This is a genomic window from Martinezella lusitana (genome assembly GCF_010668395.1).
In the GTDB taxonomy this organism is placed as follows: domain Bacteria; phylum Pseudomonadota; class Alphaproteobacteria; order Rhizobiales; family Rhizobiaceae; genus Rhizobium; species Rhizobium lusitanum_A.
Map to the genome: position 1 here is coordinate 138,827 of NZ_WUEY01000012.1, position 17,263 is coordinate 156,089.

Genomic DNA, 17,263 nt, shown 5'->3' on the forward strand with positions numbered 1-17,263 from the left:
TCCAACGACCTAGTTGGGCGGGGTTGGTGCCTCCGGTTTGCAAGGCGAAACCGATCATCAGCCGAGTTGTTCCCTGCGCGCCGACTGCCAGGGAACAATCGCTTTGCAGTGCGGTTTCCGTTGAAGAACGAACAATCCCGACCATCAAAGGAGTTTCATCATGCAGGCTGTGCGCATTCATCGATTCGGCGGTCCGGAAGTCATGGCAATCGAGGAGATCGATCGGCCGACCCCGTCTGCCAACGAAGTCCTCATCAAAGTCTTTGCCGCAAGCGTCAATCCGGTCGATGCGAAGATGCGCGAGGGCAAGTATCCTGTGGTCACCGAGAAGGACCTGCCCTATGTGCTCGGGCGCGATGTCAGCGGACAAATCGCCGCCGCCGGCGACGACGTCTCAAGCTTCCTCATCGGCGACGAGGTCTTTGCGTTTCTCTCGCCAGAACATGGAGGTTACGAGGAATTCGTGCTGGCACGGGCTGACGAGGTGGCTGCGAAACCAAAATCACTGGACCAGGTCGGCGCAGCCGCCGTGCCGCTCGCCGGCATCACCGCCTGGCAGGGTCTCTTCGACCATGGCGGTCTTCGGCAGGGCCAGCATGTTTTGATCCACGGTGGCGCTGGCGGTGTTGGCCATTTCGCCATTCAGTTCGCCAAGGCAAAGGGCGCCTGGGTCGCAACAACCGTATCGGCGTCCGAAAAGGAGTTCGTAAGCGATCTCGGGGCCGATCAGGTGATCGATTACAAGTCCGAAAAGTTCGAGGACGTGATCGAGCCGGTGGACCTGGTGTTCGACTTGATCGCTGGTGAAACGCAGGAGCGTGGCTTCAATGTCGTCAAGCCGGGAGGTGCGTTGATTTCCACGCTGCAGGAGCCGGACAAGGCGCGCGCTGCGGAATTAAGCATTCGCGTCGGCCGCTACACCGCGCAGCCAAACGGCGCTCAGTTGCGAGAGATCGCGGAATTGATCGATCAAGGCAAGGTCAAGGTCGTGATCGCCAGCACCTTTGAGCTTAATGAGGCCGCAGAAGCGCAGGCGGCCCTCAATGAGAGACACATCCGCGGCAAGGTCGTCCTGAAAGTTGTCAACTGAAACCGTTTCAGACGCGCCGGACGGAATTTCGGACGGTGCGTCTCATCGTGGTTGCCGCGGGCGTCCTCGGCGATGTGTTTATATATCCAATCCCGGATATTTGACGGAACACTCGGGTCGACGGACCGTTTACGGGGTAGAAATCTAGGAGATCCCCATGAAACATCTTGCTATCGCTACGCTCGCCCTCGTTCTTGCAGGCCCGGCCTTCGCCCAGTCCGCCGCCGAGAAGACCGGCGTCAATTCCCTGATCGGCGTTGCCCCAAAGACGGAAGACTTCGTCAAGGAAGCCGCTACCAGCGATATGTTCGAGATCGCCTCGAGCAAACTTGCCATCGAACGCGGTGACGATGCGACGAAAGCCTTCGCACAGCAGATGGTCACAGATCATCAAAAGACCACCGACGAACTCAAAGGGCTGGTGACAAGCGGAAAGGTCACGGCTCCCCTTCCCACCGCCATGACGTCCAGCCAGCAGAGCATGCTCGACACGCTGAACGGTCTCCAGGGGGCGGACTTCAACAAGCAATATCACTCTGATCAGGAATCGGTTCACGAAGACGCCGTCGACCTGTTCAAACGCTACGGCGATGAAGGCGACAATGCCGACCTGAAGGCGTGGGCCGTGAGTACCCGACCCGCTCTGGAACATCATCTGATGATGGCGAAGGACCTGAACAAGTAGCGCTGCGGAAATTCCGGGAGACAAGCCATGATCGACGAAGAGACAAGAAGGTTGCGGGCCTATCAGATCTGGGAAAGCGAGGGACGCCCCGAAGGCCGGGATCTCGCGCATTGGTACAAGGCCGGGGAGGCTGACTTCGATGCCTCGCATGACCGACCGCCTTTCCTCCGATATTCGCCCGGCGCCGCGCCAGCCAGATCGCTCGTGATCAAATTCTATCACTCGGGCGACCAGATCCGCGGCTACGTGCGCAAGATTGCTGAGCCAGGTGCAGATGACACGATATTCCCGGGTGAGGAAATGGAGCCTGACGCGGCTTTCAAACTGGCCAACTCGCACAATGGAGACAGCGGCAGGCCGATCTTTATCGAACTCGTGGAAGGTGTCCCATGGGATGCGTCATGGGGCGAGCTCGGAAGTGACGGCCCCGAACCTATTCCGCCGGAAACGGATGATGCGCGCGCTGCCGATGACCTCGTCGCCAACCGGCGCCGCAAGAAGCTGGTGAAGGAGGCAGACAAGGGATTTCGCCAGGCAATCGCGGAGAGCGATGAAACAATTGAAACCACATTACCAGCTCGGGAGGCCAGACGTGGCAAAAAATGAAAAACCGTCCAAAACGCAGATCGAGCAGGACGCCAGAGGACAGTCCGAAAGCAGCCATGCTGGCGGGTCCAACAACGGTGTCAGCAGCGCTAAACCGCGCGTCATCACCCACTCCGATGACGCAACAGTCAACAAGAAAACGCCTGGCAAGGACAAAGACACCAGGGACTGGGACATCAATTATGACGAGCGCGACATGAACGAGGGCGAATTCCGAGGATAGAGGTGCGCGATGGCGACGGAAATGATCGCCAGGAGCGCGGCGAGACTGGAGAAAATGCCGTATCAGAGCAACGATCCGGGCCGGCACCATTATAGCGGCGTTTCGAAGCACGCCGGAACTTGATGGAGCACCAGAGGTTCCTGGTTTCCGAGGAGTTCACGCAATCAAGCCGGTTCGCCTCTTCTTCCCGTGTGAGGCCGATATGACATCAAAAACCCGCCTTCCGAAAACCAAAGCTTATTCCGGGCCTGCCGGCGGATGGGGCTCAGCGAAATCCGTCGCCGAAATCGTCCTGAAAGAGCATATCGCGCTGCGTGGACCCAAGCTGCTGTCGACGCAGAACAAGCCGGAAGGCTACATGTGCGTGAGTTGCGCCTGGGCAAAACCGGCGAAAACCCATCCACTCGAATTCTGCGAAAACGGCGCCAAGGCCACGGCCTGGGAGGTGACGTCGCGACGTGCCGACCGGGCATTCTTCGATAAACATCCTCTTCGCGAACTGGAACTTTGGGACGATCACGACCTTGAGGAGCAGGGTCGGTTGACGCATCCGATGCGCTGGGACTCAGCTACCGATCGATATGTTTCGGTGGCCTGGGCCGAGGCGTTCGAAGAGATCGGTCGGGAGCTGCGCGCCCTCGACCCCCATCAGGTCGATTTCTACACGTCGGGTCGGGCATCGCTCGAAACGAGTTACATGTATCAGCTGTTCGCCCGCATCTACGGCAGCAACAACATGCCCGACAGCTCGAACATGTGCCACGAGAGCTCTTCGGTCGCCCTTCCCGAAAGTATTGGCGCGTCGGTCGGAACAGCCGTCCTATCGGACTTCCAGAATACCGATTGCATCTTCTACATCGCACAGAATGTCGGCACATCGTCGCCGCGCCTGCTTCACGATCTCCAGGATGCCGTCGATCGTGGCGTCAAGATCGTCACCTTCAATCTGTTGCGCGAACGCGGCCTCGAACGCTTCGTCAACCCGCAATCGACGACGCAAATGCTTATCGGCAAGGAAACGATAATTTCCTCCCAATATTACCAGGTCAACAACGGCGGCGATATCGCAGCACTATTTGGCGTCTGCAAGGCGCTTATCGAAGCCGACGATGCCTTGAAAGCCTCCCATCAAAGCCGTGTCGCTGGTGACGACGGCAAACCGAAGGATCCGGACAATGCCGCAATGATTGCCTTTGCTGCATCGATTGCGGCTGCAGACAAGAAGCACGTGCTCGATCACGATTTTATCAAGGAGCACACCACCGGCTTCGAGGAGTTTGCTGATGCCGCACGCGGCCACCAATGGGAAGAACTGGAGCGGGTTTCAGGCCTCACCAGGGATCAGATGACACAGGCCGCGGCCACCTACGCCAAATCCGATGCGGTGATGATGGTCTACGGTATGGGCCTGACGCAACAGCTCATGGGCGTGCAGAACGTCCATATGGTTTGCAATCTGGCACTGTTGCGCGGCAATATCGGCAAACCGGGTGCCAGTATCTGTGCCGTCCGCGGTCACTCGAACGTCCAGGGACAGCGGACCGTCGGCATTACCGAGAAACCGGGACTGGCGCCGCTCGACAAGCTTTCCGAGCTCTACGGCTTCGAACCGCCGCGGTGGACAGGCCGCTCGACGGTCGAGACCTGTGAGGCGATCATGAGCGGACAATCCCGGGCCTTCATCAGCCTCGGCGGCAACTTCCTGCGAGCGGTGCCCGATACGACTGCGATGGAAGACGGATGGCGCAAGCTGCGTCTGAGCGTGCAGATTGCCACCAAGCTCAATCGCAGCCACGTGGTTCACGGTGAGATTGCTTATCTGCTGCCCTGCCTCGGTCGCATCGAACTGGACGAGCAGGCGAGTGGTCCGCAGGCCGTTTCGATGGAGAGCTCCATCGCCCATTTCCACGGGTCGCGCGGCAAGACGAAACCGGCAAGCCCGGAGCTCCTTTCGGAGCCGGCAATCGTCGCCGGCATCGCCAAGGCGACACTCGGCAAGACCAAGGTTCCCTGGGACAGCTGGGTCGGGAATTACGCGGAGATCCGCGATGCGATCGAGCAAACCTACCCGGAGACGTTCAAGGATTTCAACAAACGTCTGTTTACGCCGGGTGGATTCGTGAGACCGCTGCCGGCGCGCGAACGCAAATGGGTGACGAAGAGCGGCAAGGCGAACTTTCTGACGCCGGAGAAACTGTTTCCGGACTTTTCGACGGCGCAGAGCACCGACGTCCTCCACCTTGCGACCCTGCGGTCGAACGACCAGTTCAATACCACGATCTATGGGTACAGCGATCGCTTTCGCGGCGTGGAAGGTACTCGAAAAATCGTCTTCATGAACCCGGAGGATATCGTTCGGTTGGGTTTCACGGACGGCGAGAGCGTGGATGTGACCACCGCGATCGAGGCCAACAACGTCCGCAGAGTGACGGGGTTGCGGATCGTCCCCTACGATATTACCAGGGGCTGTTGCGGGGCGTATTATCCTGAGACGAACCCGCTCTTTCCGCTGGCTCACCATGATCCAAAATCAAAGACGCCATCTTACAAGCTCCTTCCGGTGCGTCTCAGCCGATCGGCGGAAATCCCACATGATTGAGGGGGCCGCTAGGTGAGCACATGATGTTCGGGGGGATCAGGGACGCAAAGTGGCCGTATCTGGCAGCCCTTCTTCTACTGGCCGCCGGGGGGGCCTTGCTCGGTTGGATGCGACAGCCACGGGAACTACGTACCGATCCACCTGTCACCGCCGATCTTGACCGGATCCGGCTGATGTCCAATGGCATCAGTGGCGCGCCGCCCGAGAGTTATTTTGCTGAGGGGAAACCTTACGAAAGCGACGCTTATAATCTCAGCCAGGGTCAGCGCCTCTATGCCTGGTTCGGATGTTCAGCCTGTCACGGCGACGGGCGCGGAAACACAGGTCCTTCCTTCCTAGATGGCTGGTGGTTGTACGGCCCCGAGATGGTGTCCATTGTCGCTTCGATCCGCGACGGTCGCCCGCACGGCATGCTGGCCTTTCGCGACCGGATGACGATCGAACAGATCTGGCAACTGGCCGGCTATGTCCAGACCATCGGCGCCTATTCGGCCAAAGTGGCCGCGACGGGTCGCAGGGACGACCGACAGATGCGGCCGGCCGAGAACCGGGCGCCCGCGAAAATCCTGTTCAACGAAGGACCGGTCGGCGCCCATCCCGATCAGGGGCCCTCCCCTTGAGAGCGGCCCGCATCCTTATGCTGTCGATCATCGCCGCTGTCGCTGGCGGCAGCGGCAACCAGTCGGCATTGCATCCCCAAGGCGCTCCCGCGATCCATATCGAGCATCTCATCATCGGCATAACCCTGATCTGCGCAGTCGTCTGGCTCCTGGTCATGATCGTGCTCGGCTGGGCACTGCTGCGGAAACGGTCCGGCGACAGCGGCGAGCCCCGTGAACGGCCCGTGACGATGATCGTTGGCAGTGCCGTTGCCGCGACGGTTATCATTATCGCAGGTCTGACGATCGCAAGCTTTTACACCACGCGCGGTATCGGCTTGCCGGAAAACGCAGCACTGACGATCACCGTCAGGGGGCAGCAGTGGTGGTGGCAGGTCATCTACGCCGACGCCAATCCGGCGCTCAGCTTCCAGACGGCGAACGAGATCCATATCCCGGTCGGACAGGATGTTCGGATCCAGCTCGAAAGTGCCGATGTCGTGCATTCGTTTTGGGTGCCGAGCCTTGTTGGCAAACAGGATCTCGTGCCGGGACGCAGCAACAGTCTTCTCCTGCGGGCGGAACGGCCCGGCATCTATCGCGGTCAGTGCGCCGAATTTTGCGGGCTCCAGCACACTCACATGGCGATGATGGTCATTGCCGATGAGCCTGCGGATTATCAGCGCTGGATTGCGGTCCAACGTGAGAACGGCGTGATGCCGACCGACCCCGACGCTGCCGCCGGAAAGCTCGCTTTTCTGTCAAAACCTTGTGCTGCATGCCACACGGTTCGCGGTACTCGGGCCATCGGCACCACCGGCCCCGACCTGACCCATGTCGGCAGCCGTCAGACGATTGCGGCCGGGCTTCTCGAAACCACACGCGGGTCGCTTGCGGCTTGGATTGCCGATCCGCAGACCCTCAAGCCCGGCAACAACATGCCGATGGTTCCCCTTACCAGCGTCGAGCTGCGGGATATCTCCGCCTATATGGAGAGCCTTAAATGACCATCAGGGAGGACGGCCAGGATCTGCGCGATACCGGATTGGGCGAGATCGAGCTCGACCACCGTCTTTCAGCGACCTGGTCGACACCCAGGGGATTGTGGGGCGCCCTTTCGACCGTCGACCATAAAATCATCGGCCGCCGCTACATCGTGACGGCCTTCGTGTTCCTGGCGCTCGGTGGGCTCCTGGCGATGGCGATGCGGCTGCAACTATCCGAGCCCGAAGCGCGGTTCATCGGTCCGGATCGCTACAATCAGATATTCACCATGCACGGCACCAACATGATGTTTTTGTTTGCCGTGCCCGTGATGGAGGCGACGGCCGTCTATCTGGTGCCGCTGATGGTCGGCACCCGCAACATCGCCTTCCCGCGCCTCAACGCGTTCTCTTACTGGATGTATCTGGCCGGCGGGCTGCTGCTGTGGATCGCCTTTGCGGTCGATACCGGCCCTGACGTCGGCTGGTTTGCCTATGTGCCGCTATCTGGACCGCAATATGCTGCTGGAAAACGCGCCGACATCTGGGCGCAGATGATCACGTTTACCGAAGTCTCGGCGCTGGCGGTCGCGGTCGAAATCGTCGTCACCGTGTTCAAGCAACGCGCACCCGGCATGTCGCTCGACCGGATCCCGTTGTTCGTCTGGTCGATGCTGGTCACATCGTTTCTGATCATCATGGCGATGCCAGCGATCATGATCGCCAGCTCGGCGCTGATCCTCGACCGACTGGTCGGCACCCACTTCTTCAATCCGGCGGAAGGCGGCGACGTATTACTGTGGCAGCACCTGTTCTGGTTCTTCGGCCACCCGGAGGTCTACATCATCTTCCTGCCAGCGGTCGGTATGGTCTCGACGATCGTTGCGACCTTCACGCGACGCCCCGTCTTCGGCTACCTCGCCATGGTGATGGCTTTGATCGCGACAGGGGTTTTGGCTTTTGGGCTGTGGGTGCATCACATGTTCGTCGCCGGGCTGCCGCGTCTGGGCGAAAGCTTCTTTACGGCGTCGAGCATGGCGATCGCCATTCCTGCTGGTCTGCAGATATTCTGCTGGCTGGCGACAGTGTGGGCCGGCAGACCAGTGTTCAAGACACCGTTCCTGTTCGTCATTGGCTTCATGGTCATTTTCGTCATCGGCGGGATGACCGGGGTCATGGTGGCCTCCGTGCCGTTCGACACGCAGGTTCACGACACTTATTTCGTGGTTGCTCACTTCCATTACGTCCTGGTTGGCGGCGCGGTGTTTCCGCTGCTCGGGGCGATCTATTACTGGTTCCCGAAGATCACCGGACGCATGATGAGCGAGACGGTCGGCCGCTGGGTGTTCGGCCTGATCTTTGCCGGCTTCAACCTCACCTTCTTTCCCATGCATATCCTCGGGCTGCAGGGAATGCCCCGCCGTATCTATACCTACCAGCCGGAAATGCCATGGTCCGGCTTGAACATGTTCGTCAGCCTGAGTGCCGTCATCCTCGCGGCCGGTTTCCTGCTGTTTTTTATCGACGCTATTCGCAGTGCCGCATCCGGTCCGGCGGCGCCGGACAATCCCTGGGGTGCGTCGACGCTCGAATGGGCGACATCGTCACCGCCGCCATCCTATAATTTCGCGCGCTTGCCGGTGGTCGGTAGTCTCGAACCGCTGTCTGATAATGCCGAAACGCTTCCCGTTGCCTCCGGCCTGTCGGTCGACCGCCGCGAACTGATCGTTACCAGCGTCGTCGAAGCGCTTCCGGAGGCGCGCGAGTCAACACCGGGACATTCGATCTGGCCGCTCTGGTCGGCGCTCGCAACCACGGTGCTGCTGATCTGGTCGATCTTCACGCCCTGGGCGGTGGTTTGGGGATCGATCCCTGTGTCGGTTGCGCTGATCGGCTGGTTCTGGCCGAAAGGCGCTCCGGAGGATGACGCATGAAACAGTCCGTGGTGCTCGACCTGTCGAAACTTCCGCCCCACGGTCTTGGCACCGCAAGCCTGACTTGGTGGGGAACGCTCGCCTTCATGCTGATCGAGGGCACCGGCTTTGCGCTGTCGATCGTCGTTTACCTCTACCTCATGAGCCTCGCACCGCACTGGCCGTTGAATGCACCGCTTCCAGATCTGCTGCCCGGAACGGCTCTGACGGCATTATTGATTGCCAGCTTGCTTCCCAACATTCTGATTGCCCGCTGGGCGCGTCAGCAGAATTTGGCGAAGGTGCGCATCGGCCTGATCATCATGTCGCTGCTCGGGGTTGCGCCTCTCATCGTTCGTATCTTCGAATTTCCGGCGATGCACATCTCGTGGGATCAGAATGCCTACGGTTCCATCGTCTGGGTGATGCTGGGGCTGCACACGACCCATATACTGACCGACCTGATCGATACGCTGGTGCTGACCTGCCTGATGTTTTCCAGGCATGCCGACAACCCTCGGCGCTACGGCGACGTCAGCGACAACGCCATGTACTGGAACTTCGTGGTCGCGACATGGTTGCCGATGTATGTCTGTCTTTATTGGGTACCGCGCCTATGACCAGAACCTGGATGCGATATTGCGGACTTGTCATCCCACCGCTGGCCGAGGCGGTCACAACGCAGCTTGGACAAATCACCCCCTATATCGACTGCCGCCAGCATGCGCCCTGGACGCCCGCGCTTTGTTCGACTCTCGTGTTGGTTTCGGCTGCGGGAGCGACTGCCTCTTGCCTATCGCCAAGACCTGCCGGCCGGACGGAGCGATTTGTTGTCGATGCCGGATTTCTAATCGCATGCGCCTTTGTCTTCGCGCTGATACTGCAGGGGGCGGCGTCGATGCTGCTGGATCCATGTCAACGCTGATCTGCACCCTGATCTTTCTGACGACGGCTGTGTCGGCAATGGCGCATGGTGACGATGCTCACGCGACAACCATGAGCTGGGCGTTCGATCCGTGGATCGTGTTGCCGATTGTCGTGATGAGCATTCTCTATGTCTCAGGACGCATCAAGCTTTCGCGCCGGTCACGCCGCTTTGGTCCGATGCATTGGCCAGACCTGTTCTTCTGCGGCGGGATGCTGACTTTGGCGGGTGCTCTCATCTCGCCGCTCCACTGGCTCGGAGAGCACCTTTTTACCTTTCATATGATCGAGCACGAGATCGTCATGGCCGTCTCGGCGCCGTTGATCGTGCTTGCACGCCCGATCGGTCTCATTCTGTGGGGTATGCCAAAACGGGCGCGTCATGGCTTGGGCGCTGCCATGCGGGCTCCTCTCATTCGGCAGGCATGGGATTGGTGCACGGGATCGGCCAGCGCCACCGTCATTCATGGCGTCGCCATCTGGGGCTGGCACCTGCCGTTCCTGTTCGATGCAGCCGTGACCAATACCGCTATGCATCGCCTCCAGCACCTCAGCTTTTTCGCGACGGCGGTTCTGTTCTGGTGGGCGGTCGTCTGGAAAAGCGACTACGGCGCCGCCGCCTGGCACCTGTTTGTAACGATGGTGCACACCAGCATCCTCGGGGCTTTGATGGCGCTCGCGCCGCGGGTCCTCTATATCGCTCAGACGCAAACTGCGTCTGCTTGGGGGCTGACTCCTCTGGAGGATCAGCAATTGGCCGGCATGATCATGTGGGTGCCAGCCGGCACTATTTACGCAGCCGCGGCAATGACGATGTTGGCGCTCTGGATTCGCCGCTCCAGCGTGAGAGGAGCACAAAATGCCTGATGTCGCTGGCTTGGCCCCTCGCCTCATAGTCTGGGCTGGCGCCGCTATTGCTGCGGGGCTGAGCGCCTTTGTCGTTACCAATACAATACGCGACAATCAGACAAGGACGGCCGCAGCTGTGGCGCTGACCGGTGGCGATCCCGCGCGCGCTCCCGCCCTCTTTCGTCGCTATGGCTGTTCGGGTTGCCATACCATTCCGGGCATACCGGGGGCGGACGGCCAAACCGGCGCGCCACTCATCGGGTTATCCAAACACGTTTATATCGCCGGCGTGCTGGAAAACCGCTCCGACAACCTTGTTGCATGGATCGTTTCGCCGCAGAGCTTTTCGCCACAGACCGCGATGCCGAACACCGGCATCTCAGAGCAGGAAGCCAAGGACCTTGCCGCCTACCTCTACGCACATTGAGGTTAGGGATGGGGCGTCGGCACGGCCGGGAGGGCCTTGATGTACCGCGCAATCGCATCGCGATCGCTGTCGGGCAGCATGGCCGTGTTGGTCACGACGTCGGCCATCGACGATCCGACACGGCCATGGTCAGGCGTATCGCCTGTTTTTAGCATCGTTGCAATGTCTCGCTCGCTCCACTTGCCCAGGTTCTGCTGCGTGGTGTTGGGCACGAACCCTGTCCCTTGCGGATCGACTCCTCCGGCAAACCGGGTGTCGGGTTTGATGGCACCGAAGACGTTCCGGCTGGAGTGGCATTCGGCGCAGTGGGAGACGCTCTCGACAAGATAAGCGCCGCGATCATGGACCGGCTCGCCACTCAGCCGGCCCCCCGATTGACCCTCTCGAAAAAACAGCAGCTTCCAGAATCCGACGAACCGGCGAATGCGAAACAGGATCGAAGGGTGATGCGGCGGTGCCCGGCCCGAGACTTTGGGAAGTGTCATGAGATACGCGTAGAGATCCCGGATGTCGGTGGCAGTCATGCCCGTAAAGCTTGTATAGGGAAAAGCGGGATAATAGTGCTCATGTTGCGGCGACACACCGCCGACAAGCGCGTTCGTCAGATCGACGGCCGTCCACTTGCCGATGCCGTCCACCGGATCTGGGGAAATATTGGGCGGGCGAAAGGTTCCGTATGGTGAGGCAAGCGCCATGCCGCCGCCGAGCCTCAGGCGATCGGACTGGCCCGGTGTCGCATGGCAGGACGCGCAGTCGCCGGCCGCGAACATCAGTTGACCATGCACGACGTCACCGGCACCGTCGAACTGCCGATCGCCTTCCGAAAACGGCGGGCGGGCTGCAGTTAAATACCAACCGGCCGCTGCCGCGGCAGCTGCGCAGAGAATGGCCGCGAGAGCAATTTTCCATGGCATACGCTGTATGCCATGGGCAGCCAAGGGTTGCGCAGCTCCCGACTGTGACAAGATCAGTCGTCTTTCGTCTTGAAAGCGTCGGAAACCTTCTTGACCTCCGGATCGCCATTGCTTTCGCCATTGGCGTCCCGATCCTTGTCGGGATTGTCCTTCGCCGGAAGGTAACCTTTAGGCGTGTTTTCCTGGGGGCCTTCCCAACGCGGTGATTGATCCGTCGTGCCCGGGGCTCCGTCCTTTGGTGAATTCATACCCATCTTTTCGTCCTCTTCGATCGAAACTAACTGAGGGGACAGGTGAAAGTTCCGGACGGCGCCGCAATCGACACGATGTTCCGTTTGATCACTCTCCAGCGCCAGTAAAGCCGCTACCTTTGAGATTTCAGTTGAAGGTGGGCTTTGCCCATCGACCAATCCATACGAACGCTTCTGGATCGTATCCCGAGGTGCGGTCTCCAAATGGTGCCCGCAGGCTTTCCAGATCGCGCCCATGCCAGCGCGCCGCTGTTAGGGTGGACCGCGCGACAGGATGGCCGCATCTGCCTTCGCGAGCTGGGCTGCCTCATGAAGATTACTGGTAAGACAGGGACCCAGATACTTCGCCGTTTAGGCTTTGCGGAAGATGGAACCAGTGGCGCTTCTCAAGGGTTAATCGCTGGCAACAACCGGTGGAGGCAGATCATGGAAAACGCGTCAAAAGCTCTGGCCGATCAATATCTGGCCTTGGGCGGACGCCGGGTGGCAGTGATCGACGACAACCTCGGATCCTCGCGCGACTGGGACGGCGATCCGCCAGCAGCAGCTGCGTTCTGGAATGAGCGTATTGCGGTGTTGTCTGATCGCGGGAGACGTGACGTCCAAACATTCCTGCCGTCCCTTACCGACGAGAGCGACGAGCCAGGCTCGGGGAAGCAGGAATAATCCTGACAGGAAAACGTGGTATGAACGCCGAGAGAGTAGTTTTCCAACCGAGTGACTGGGTTCCGAACAACCAAAAGCTGCCCGTTCTGATCTACCGGGCCGCTTTGGGAGCGTCACCGGATTTCGAGAGCGCTTTTGCTGGAAATGATTGGGCAGATATTTGGCGAGACGGCGTCTTCGATTACCAGCATTACCATTCCGGCGCCCATGAGGTGCTCGGTGTAGGCCGAGGCAGGGCTACGCTGTTGATCGGCGGTCCGGCCGGACGGTCCCTCGAAGTCTCGAAGGGTGATTGTCTCATACTGCCTGCGGGGACAGGGCATCGGAACTTAGGGTCGTCACCAGACTTTCAGGTGTTTGGCGCTTATCCGAAAGGTCAGCACGCTGACATTCAGACAGCCGCCGCTACGACCGAGATGCTCGAGAGGATTTCATCTCTGCCGGTTCCTGACACCGACCCGCTGTTCGGGTCCATGGGTGACCTGCTGAGGGCCTGGCGATGAAAACAACGTTTTTTAAGGAGCCAGACCCCGAGGGGCGCCGAGATCTTGTACAAAGACTTCGACAGATGGAGATGATTGAAGGGCTTTGGGAATTCGATCTCGCCAGCCTGCAGCTTTACGCCGACTCCGTCGCTGAAGACCGACAACGCATGACACAACAGCTTAACGGACTGCCCAGCGCCTAGGCCGTCGAGGGAGAAGCCGCTCGGGAACCAAGTCGGCGCCGTTCGAGTTTATCCTCCAACGAGTTGGAGGGACGAAGATGGCCGCACATCACGCTCAGTGGAAAGGCCACCTGAAAATTGGTGAGCTGAGTTGCGCTGTTGGACTCTACACCGCTGCGTCTACGTCCGAGCGGATCAGCTTTCATATGATCAACGGGACGACGGGAAACCGGCTGAAGCGCGAATTCGTAGATAGCGAGACCGAGGAGCCGGTGGAACGGGAGCAACAGGTAAAGGGCTTCGAGACCGGGAACGGGGATTACATCATGATCGATCCCGAGGAGGTGGCAGGGGTCATTCCGGATTCTGACAAGATGCTCGAGGCCGAAGCTTTCATCCCGTGCGGAAAGATCGATGACGTCTATTTCGACAAGCCGTACTACCTCGTTCCGGTGGATGATGCCGATCACGACGCCTTCACCAGCATTCGGGATGCCTTGAGCAGAACTAGTGCGACTGCGATCGCCCGAACCGTCCTGTTCAGGCGGATGCGGGCCGTCGTCATCCGGGCTCACGGCAAGGGCATCATCGCCACTACTCTGAACTTCGACTACGAAGTCCGGTCTTCCAAGGAAGCTTTCGAAGATGTGGCAAAGATCAAGGTCGAGGCTGAGATGCTGGATCTTGCCAAGCACATCATCAATACGAAAAAGGGCGAGTTCGATCCGGCGAAGTTCGATGATCGGTACGAGGATGCACTCGCGGCGCTGGTGAAGGCAAAAGCGGAAGGCAAGACCCTTCCGAAGCCAAAGCCCATCAAGGTTTCCAAACCCAACGACCTCCTCAAGGCACTGCGAGAAAGCGCCGGCCTTGATAAGGCTTCGGCGGAGAAGCCGAAGGCAGCCAATGCCAACCCGGGGAAAAAGGCTACGGCTGCCAAGGCATCCAGGACGCGTGCGAAACCCGCAGTTAGGAAAGCGAGCTGATCAATGGCACCACGTCCCTACTGGAGAGGCTATCTCAAGCTTTCGCTCGTCACCTGCCCCGTCGCGATGACCCCGGCCACGTCTGAATCCGAAAAGGTGCGCTTTCATACGCTCAACAAGGATACGGGTAACCGGGTCGTCTCCCAGTATGTGGACAGTGTCACAGGTAAGTCCGTAAAGGACGAGCAAGAGGCCAAGGGCTACGAGCGCGGCGAGAACAATTATGTGATTTTGACTGACGAGGACCTCGAGTCCGTCGAGCTTGAGACGGTCCGGACCATCGACATCGAGAAGTTCGTGCCGCGCGGAAGCATCGAATGGGTCTATCTGGAGACGCCTTTTTACCTCACGGCGAACGACAAGATCGGTGACGAGGCCTTCGCGGTGATCCGCCAAGCCATGGAAGCTGAGGATGTTGTCGGGATTTCCCGTGTCGTCCTGGGCCGGCGCGAGCGGGCGGTCCTCCTTGAACCACGGGGCGAAGGCATCGTCGTCTGGACACTTCGTTTTGGCGATGAAGTCCGCCCTGAAAGCGAGTATTTCACGGTTATTGACAAAAAGTCGGATCCCAAGGGCGTGTCGGCTATCGAAACGGTCATCAAGAAGCGCCTGAAGGACTGGTCACCTGACATGGCGTCGGATCCGATCCAGGAAAGCTTGCTGAAGCTGATCGCCGACAAAAAGAAGGCTAAGAAGCCGACCAAAGCCAGTGCCTCTAAGTCAACGAAGAATAATGACGAGGAAAAAAGTAACGTCGTCAACATCATGGATGCATTGAAAAAGTCGGTCGCTAAGGAACTGAAATCGCGTAAGGCAGGATGAGTCCGGTTTGAGCCCTTAGGCTCTCCTGCCTTGGTCGATTTCAGCAAGACGGCCGAGGCGGCGAAGCTGTCATATGACGTTTCCGTCTCCGCATCCGCGAGGTGGCTGCCAAGTCTGGAGTTCATCTCGTTTTCCGGGGCTTAATGCCACTACGAGGGGCGCTTTGTGACCAATTTTTATGTAGAATTTTTGGTCAGCTTGCTACTGACCAATTTTTGTATATATTCTTCGGTCAGAAAGGTCATTGAGGAAATGCCAGACCCTACATCGGACACCCAGGACCGCATTCTTGACCGGATTGCGCGGGCTGCGCCATCGGGCGTGTGGTCGCGCGCGGATTTCCTGGATATCGCGACCCCGAACGCTGTCGAAAAGGCACTGCAGCGTTTGTCGAACAGAGGCGAGATCCGCCGCCCATATCGCGGACTCTATGACAAACCCGGAACCAGCAAGTTGACCGGCAAACTGGTGTTTCCACCACGGTCCTCTTTCATCGATGCCATAGCAAGGCGGGACAAGCTGCGCGTGTTGGTCGACGGGATGACGGCTGCCAATGATCTGTGTCTGACAACGGCTGTGCCGGCACGGTCAACGATCTACGCCGATACGTATCCTCGAACCTTAGAAATCGAGGCGAACGCCGGCGATCTCCAAGCTTCCCGGCCGGTCTTCTATACGTTGGACTTCAAGCGTATCTCGGCAAAGACGGCATTTTGGGCCGGACGGCCCGCCATGCGCGTGATCCAAGCCTTGGCCTGGTTTCGCGATGATCCATCCGCTCTTGATGCTGCCGTGAATGGCACCGCGAGGTCCTTAGAGGGAAATCCCAATCGGGACGAAATCGAACGAGACCTGCGCGAGAACATCAATGCCGTTCCGGCCTGGATGTACCCATATGTGGACGCGATAACCCGGCGACTTGCCCCCGGCGACGATACCGCCCGCGAGCACCCTGGTTCGCGAGGGAAAGGGCATAATGCTGCAGGGGTTCATTGAGCCCTGATCCCGATTGCGTCTCACCCGGCATGTCTTCGCGCGTCATCACAGGATCGCATTTCCGTTGCTGTCAAACCGATGCGAATGGCTATCCGGGAAGCTTACAAACACGCGTTCGTCGGGCGCATAGGCATGCTCGCCGAACAATCTAGCTGTCACGTGTCCCAGCGTCTCGGATTCGAGATAGACGATCGTATCGGCCCCCAGATGCTCGACATAGACAATCGTCGCGGGCCAGGCGCCGTCGTTACGTGACAGCGTCACATGCTCCGGCCGGATTCCCAGCGTTTTCAAGCCGTGCATGCCAATGCGGCCAGCTTCGATGAAGTTCATCTGCGGCGAGCCGATGAATCCCGCAACGAACAGGTTGGCGGGCCTGTTATAGAGCTCCATGGGAGAGCCCACCTGCTCGATCTTGCCCGCGCTCAGGACAACGATCCTGTCGGCAAGCGTCATGGCCTCGACCTGATCGTGGGTGACATAGATCATCGTCGCCTTGAGGCGGCGGTGCAACTTGGCGATCTCAAGCCTGGTCTGCACGCGCAGCGCGGCATCGAGATTGGAGAGCGGTTCATCGAACAGGAAGAGCTTGGGCTCGCGAACCACCGCCCGCCCAATGGCGACACGCTGGCGCTGACCGCCCGAGAGCTCAGCGGGGCGGCGGGCAAGATACGGCTCGAGCGAGAGCATCGACGAGGCGTGCGAAACGCGCTGGTCGATCTCGGCCTTCGGCGTACCCGCCTGCTTCAGGCCCAACCCCATATTGTCCCGCACGCTGAGATGCGGATAGAGGGCATAGGACTGGAAGACCATGGCAATCCCGCGCTTGGCAGGCGGCGCATGGGAGACATCGGCATTGTCGATCAGGATCGAGCCTTGCGAGATGTCCTCCAGACCGGCAATCGCCCGCAGGAGGGTAGACTTGCCACATCCCGATGGACCAACGAAAACAACGAACTCTCCATCGTCGACCTTCAGGTCGATACCCTTGAGGACCTCGTGTGTTCCATAGAACTTGCGCACGGATGCGAGGTGAAGATTTCCCAACTTTATTCCCCTGACA

At 59.4% G+C, this 17,263-nt stretch carries 19 protein-coding genes; 16 read left to right on the top strand and 3 right to left on the bottom strand.

Annotated features, from left to right (window positions below):
- The first annotated feature begins 160 nt into the window (after positions 1-160).
- The 11 genes from GR212_RS23390 to GR212_RS23440 all read left to right on the top strand — a co-directional run bounded on the left by GR212_RS23390 (position 161) and on the right by GR212_RS23440 (position 10,898).
- Positions 161-1,090: an NADP-dependent oxidoreductase gene (locus GR212_RS23390; RefSeq protein WP_163989999.1), complete on the top strand. Its 930-nt coding sequence runs from the start codon at positions 161-163 to the stop codon at positions 1,088-1,090.
- 157 nt (positions 1,091-1,247) lie between these two features.
- Positions 1,248-1,775 (top strand): DUF4142 domain-containing protein, encoded by a 528-nt coding sequence (locus GR212_RS23395; RefSeq protein WP_163990001.1) that lies wholly within the window; start codon positions 1,248-1,250, stop codon positions 1,773-1,775.
- Between the two features lie 27 nt (positions 1,776-1,802).
- Positions 1,803-2,381 (top strand): DUF2934 domain-containing protein, encoded by a 579-nt coding sequence (locus GR212_RS23400; protein ID WP_163990004.1) that lies wholly within the window; start codon positions 1,803-1,805, stop codon positions 2,379-2,381.
- Positions 2,368-2,604, top strand: a complete 237-nt coding sequence (locus tag GR212_RS23405; RefSeq protein WP_246725921.1) for a hypothetical protein — start codon at positions 2,368-2,370, stop codon at positions 2,602-2,604. Before GR212_RS23400 ends, GR212_RS23405 begins: the two co-directional genes overlap by 14 nt.
- Positions 2,605-2,806: 202 nt before the next feature.
- The gene (locus GR212_RS23410; protein ID WP_163990009.1) at positions 2,807-5,203 is read left to right on the top strand and encodes an FdhF/YdeP family oxidoreductase; all 2,397 of its coding nucleotides are present in this window, start codon (positions 2,807-2,809) and stop codon (positions 5,201-5,203) included.
- Between the two features lie 107 nt (positions 5,204-5,310).
- Positions 5,311-5,823 carry a c-type cytochrome gene (locus tag GR212_RS23415; RefSeq protein WP_246725911.1) on the top strand — a complete coding sequence of 171 codons (513 nt, stop codon included), beginning with the start codon at positions 5,311-5,313 and terminating at the stop codon, positions 5,821-5,823.
- A gap of 17 nt (positions 5,824-5,840) precedes the next feature.
- The gene (gene coxB, locus GR212_RS23420; RefSeq protein WP_163990149.1) at positions 5,841-6,809 is read left to right on the top strand and encodes a cytochrome c oxidase subunit II; all 969 of its coding nucleotides are present in this window, start codon (positions 5,841-5,843) and stop codon (positions 6,807-6,809) included.
- The gene (ctaD, locus tag GR212_RS23425) at positions 6,806-8,719 is read left to right on the top strand and encodes a cytochrome c oxidase subunit I (RefSeq protein WP_163990012.1); all 1,914 of its coding nucleotides are present in this window, start codon (positions 6,806-6,808) and stop codon (positions 8,717-8,719) included. The genes coxB and ctaD overlap by 4 nt, the downstream gene beginning before the upstream one ends.
- Positions 8,716-9,318, top strand: coding sequence for a cytochrome c oxidase subunit 3 (locus GR212_RS23430; RefSeq protein ID WP_163990015.1), 603 nt, complete (start codon positions 8,716-8,718; stop codon positions 9,316-9,318). The genes ctaD and GR212_RS23430 overlap by 4 nt, the downstream gene beginning before the upstream one ends.
- 292 nt (positions 9,319-9,610) lie before the next feature.
- On the top strand, positions 9,611-10,489 hold the full coding sequence (locus GR212_RS23435) for a cytochrome c oxidase assembly protein (RefSeq protein ID WP_163990018.1): 879 nt from the start codon (positions 9,611-9,613) through the stop codon (positions 10,487-10,489).
- A complete protein-coding gene (locus GR212_RS23440) occupies positions 10,482-10,898 on the top strand; it encodes a c-type cytochrome (protein ID WP_163990020.1) in 417 nt (138 codons plus the stop codon). Before GR212_RS23435 ends, GR212_RS23440 begins: the two co-directional genes overlap by 8 nt.
- Before the next feature lie 2 nt (positions 10,899-10,900).
- Here GR212_RS23440 and GR212_RS23445 read toward each other — a convergent pair whose 3' ends face one another.
- A complete protein-coding gene (locus GR212_RS23445; protein ID WP_163990022.1) occupies positions 10,901-11,812 on the bottom strand; it encodes a c-type cytochrome in 912 nt (303 codons plus the stop codon).
- Between the two features lie 53 nt (positions 11,813-11,865).
- On the bottom strand, positions 11,866-12,066 hold the full coding sequence (locus GR212_RS23450; protein ID WP_163990153.1) for a hypothetical protein: 201 nt from the start codon (positions 12,064-12,066) through the stop codon (positions 11,866-11,868).
- Positions 12,067-12,489: 423 nt separating this feature from the next.
- Between GR212_RS23450 and GR212_RS23455 the strand changes: the two genes are divergently transcribed.
- From GR212_RS23455 to GR212_RS23475, 5 genes are all read left to right on the top strand, one after another.
- Positions 12,490-12,729 (top strand): hypothetical protein, encoded by a 240-nt coding sequence (locus tag GR212_RS23455; RefSeq protein ID WP_163990024.1) that lies wholly within the window; start codon positions 12,490-12,492, stop codon positions 12,727-12,729.
- Between the two features lie 20 nt (positions 12,730-12,749).
- Positions 12,750-13,232, top strand: coding sequence for a cupin domain-containing protein (locus tag GR212_RS23460; protein WP_163990026.1), 483 nt, complete (start codon positions 12,750-12,752; stop codon positions 13,230-13,232).
- Between the two features lie 262 nt (positions 13,233-13,494).
- The gene (locus GR212_RS23465) at positions 13,495-14,382 is read left to right on the top strand and encodes a Ku protein (protein WP_163990028.1); all 888 of its coding nucleotides are present in this window, start codon (positions 13,495-13,497) and stop codon (positions 14,380-14,382) included.
- Between the two features lie 3 nt (positions 14,383-14,385).
- Positions 14,386-15,204, top strand: a complete 819-nt coding sequence (locus GR212_RS23470; protein ID WP_163990030.1) for a Ku protein — start codon at positions 14,386-14,388, stop codon at positions 15,202-15,204.
- A gap of 252 nt (positions 15,205-15,456) precedes the next feature.
- Positions 15,457-16,200, top strand: coding sequence for a DUF6088 family protein (locus GR212_RS23475; RefSeq protein WP_246725913.1), 744 nt, complete (start codon positions 15,457-15,459; stop codon positions 16,198-16,200).
- Positions 16,201-16,245: 45 nt separating this feature from the next.
- Here GR212_RS23475 and GR212_RS23480 read toward each other — a convergent pair whose 3' ends face one another.
- Positions 16,246-17,247, bottom strand: a complete 1,002-nt coding sequence (locus GR212_RS23480) for an ABC transporter ATP-binding protein (RefSeq protein ID WP_163990032.1) — start codon at positions 17,245-17,247, stop codon at positions 16,246-16,248.
- Positions 17,248-17,263: the final 16 nt, after the last annotated feature.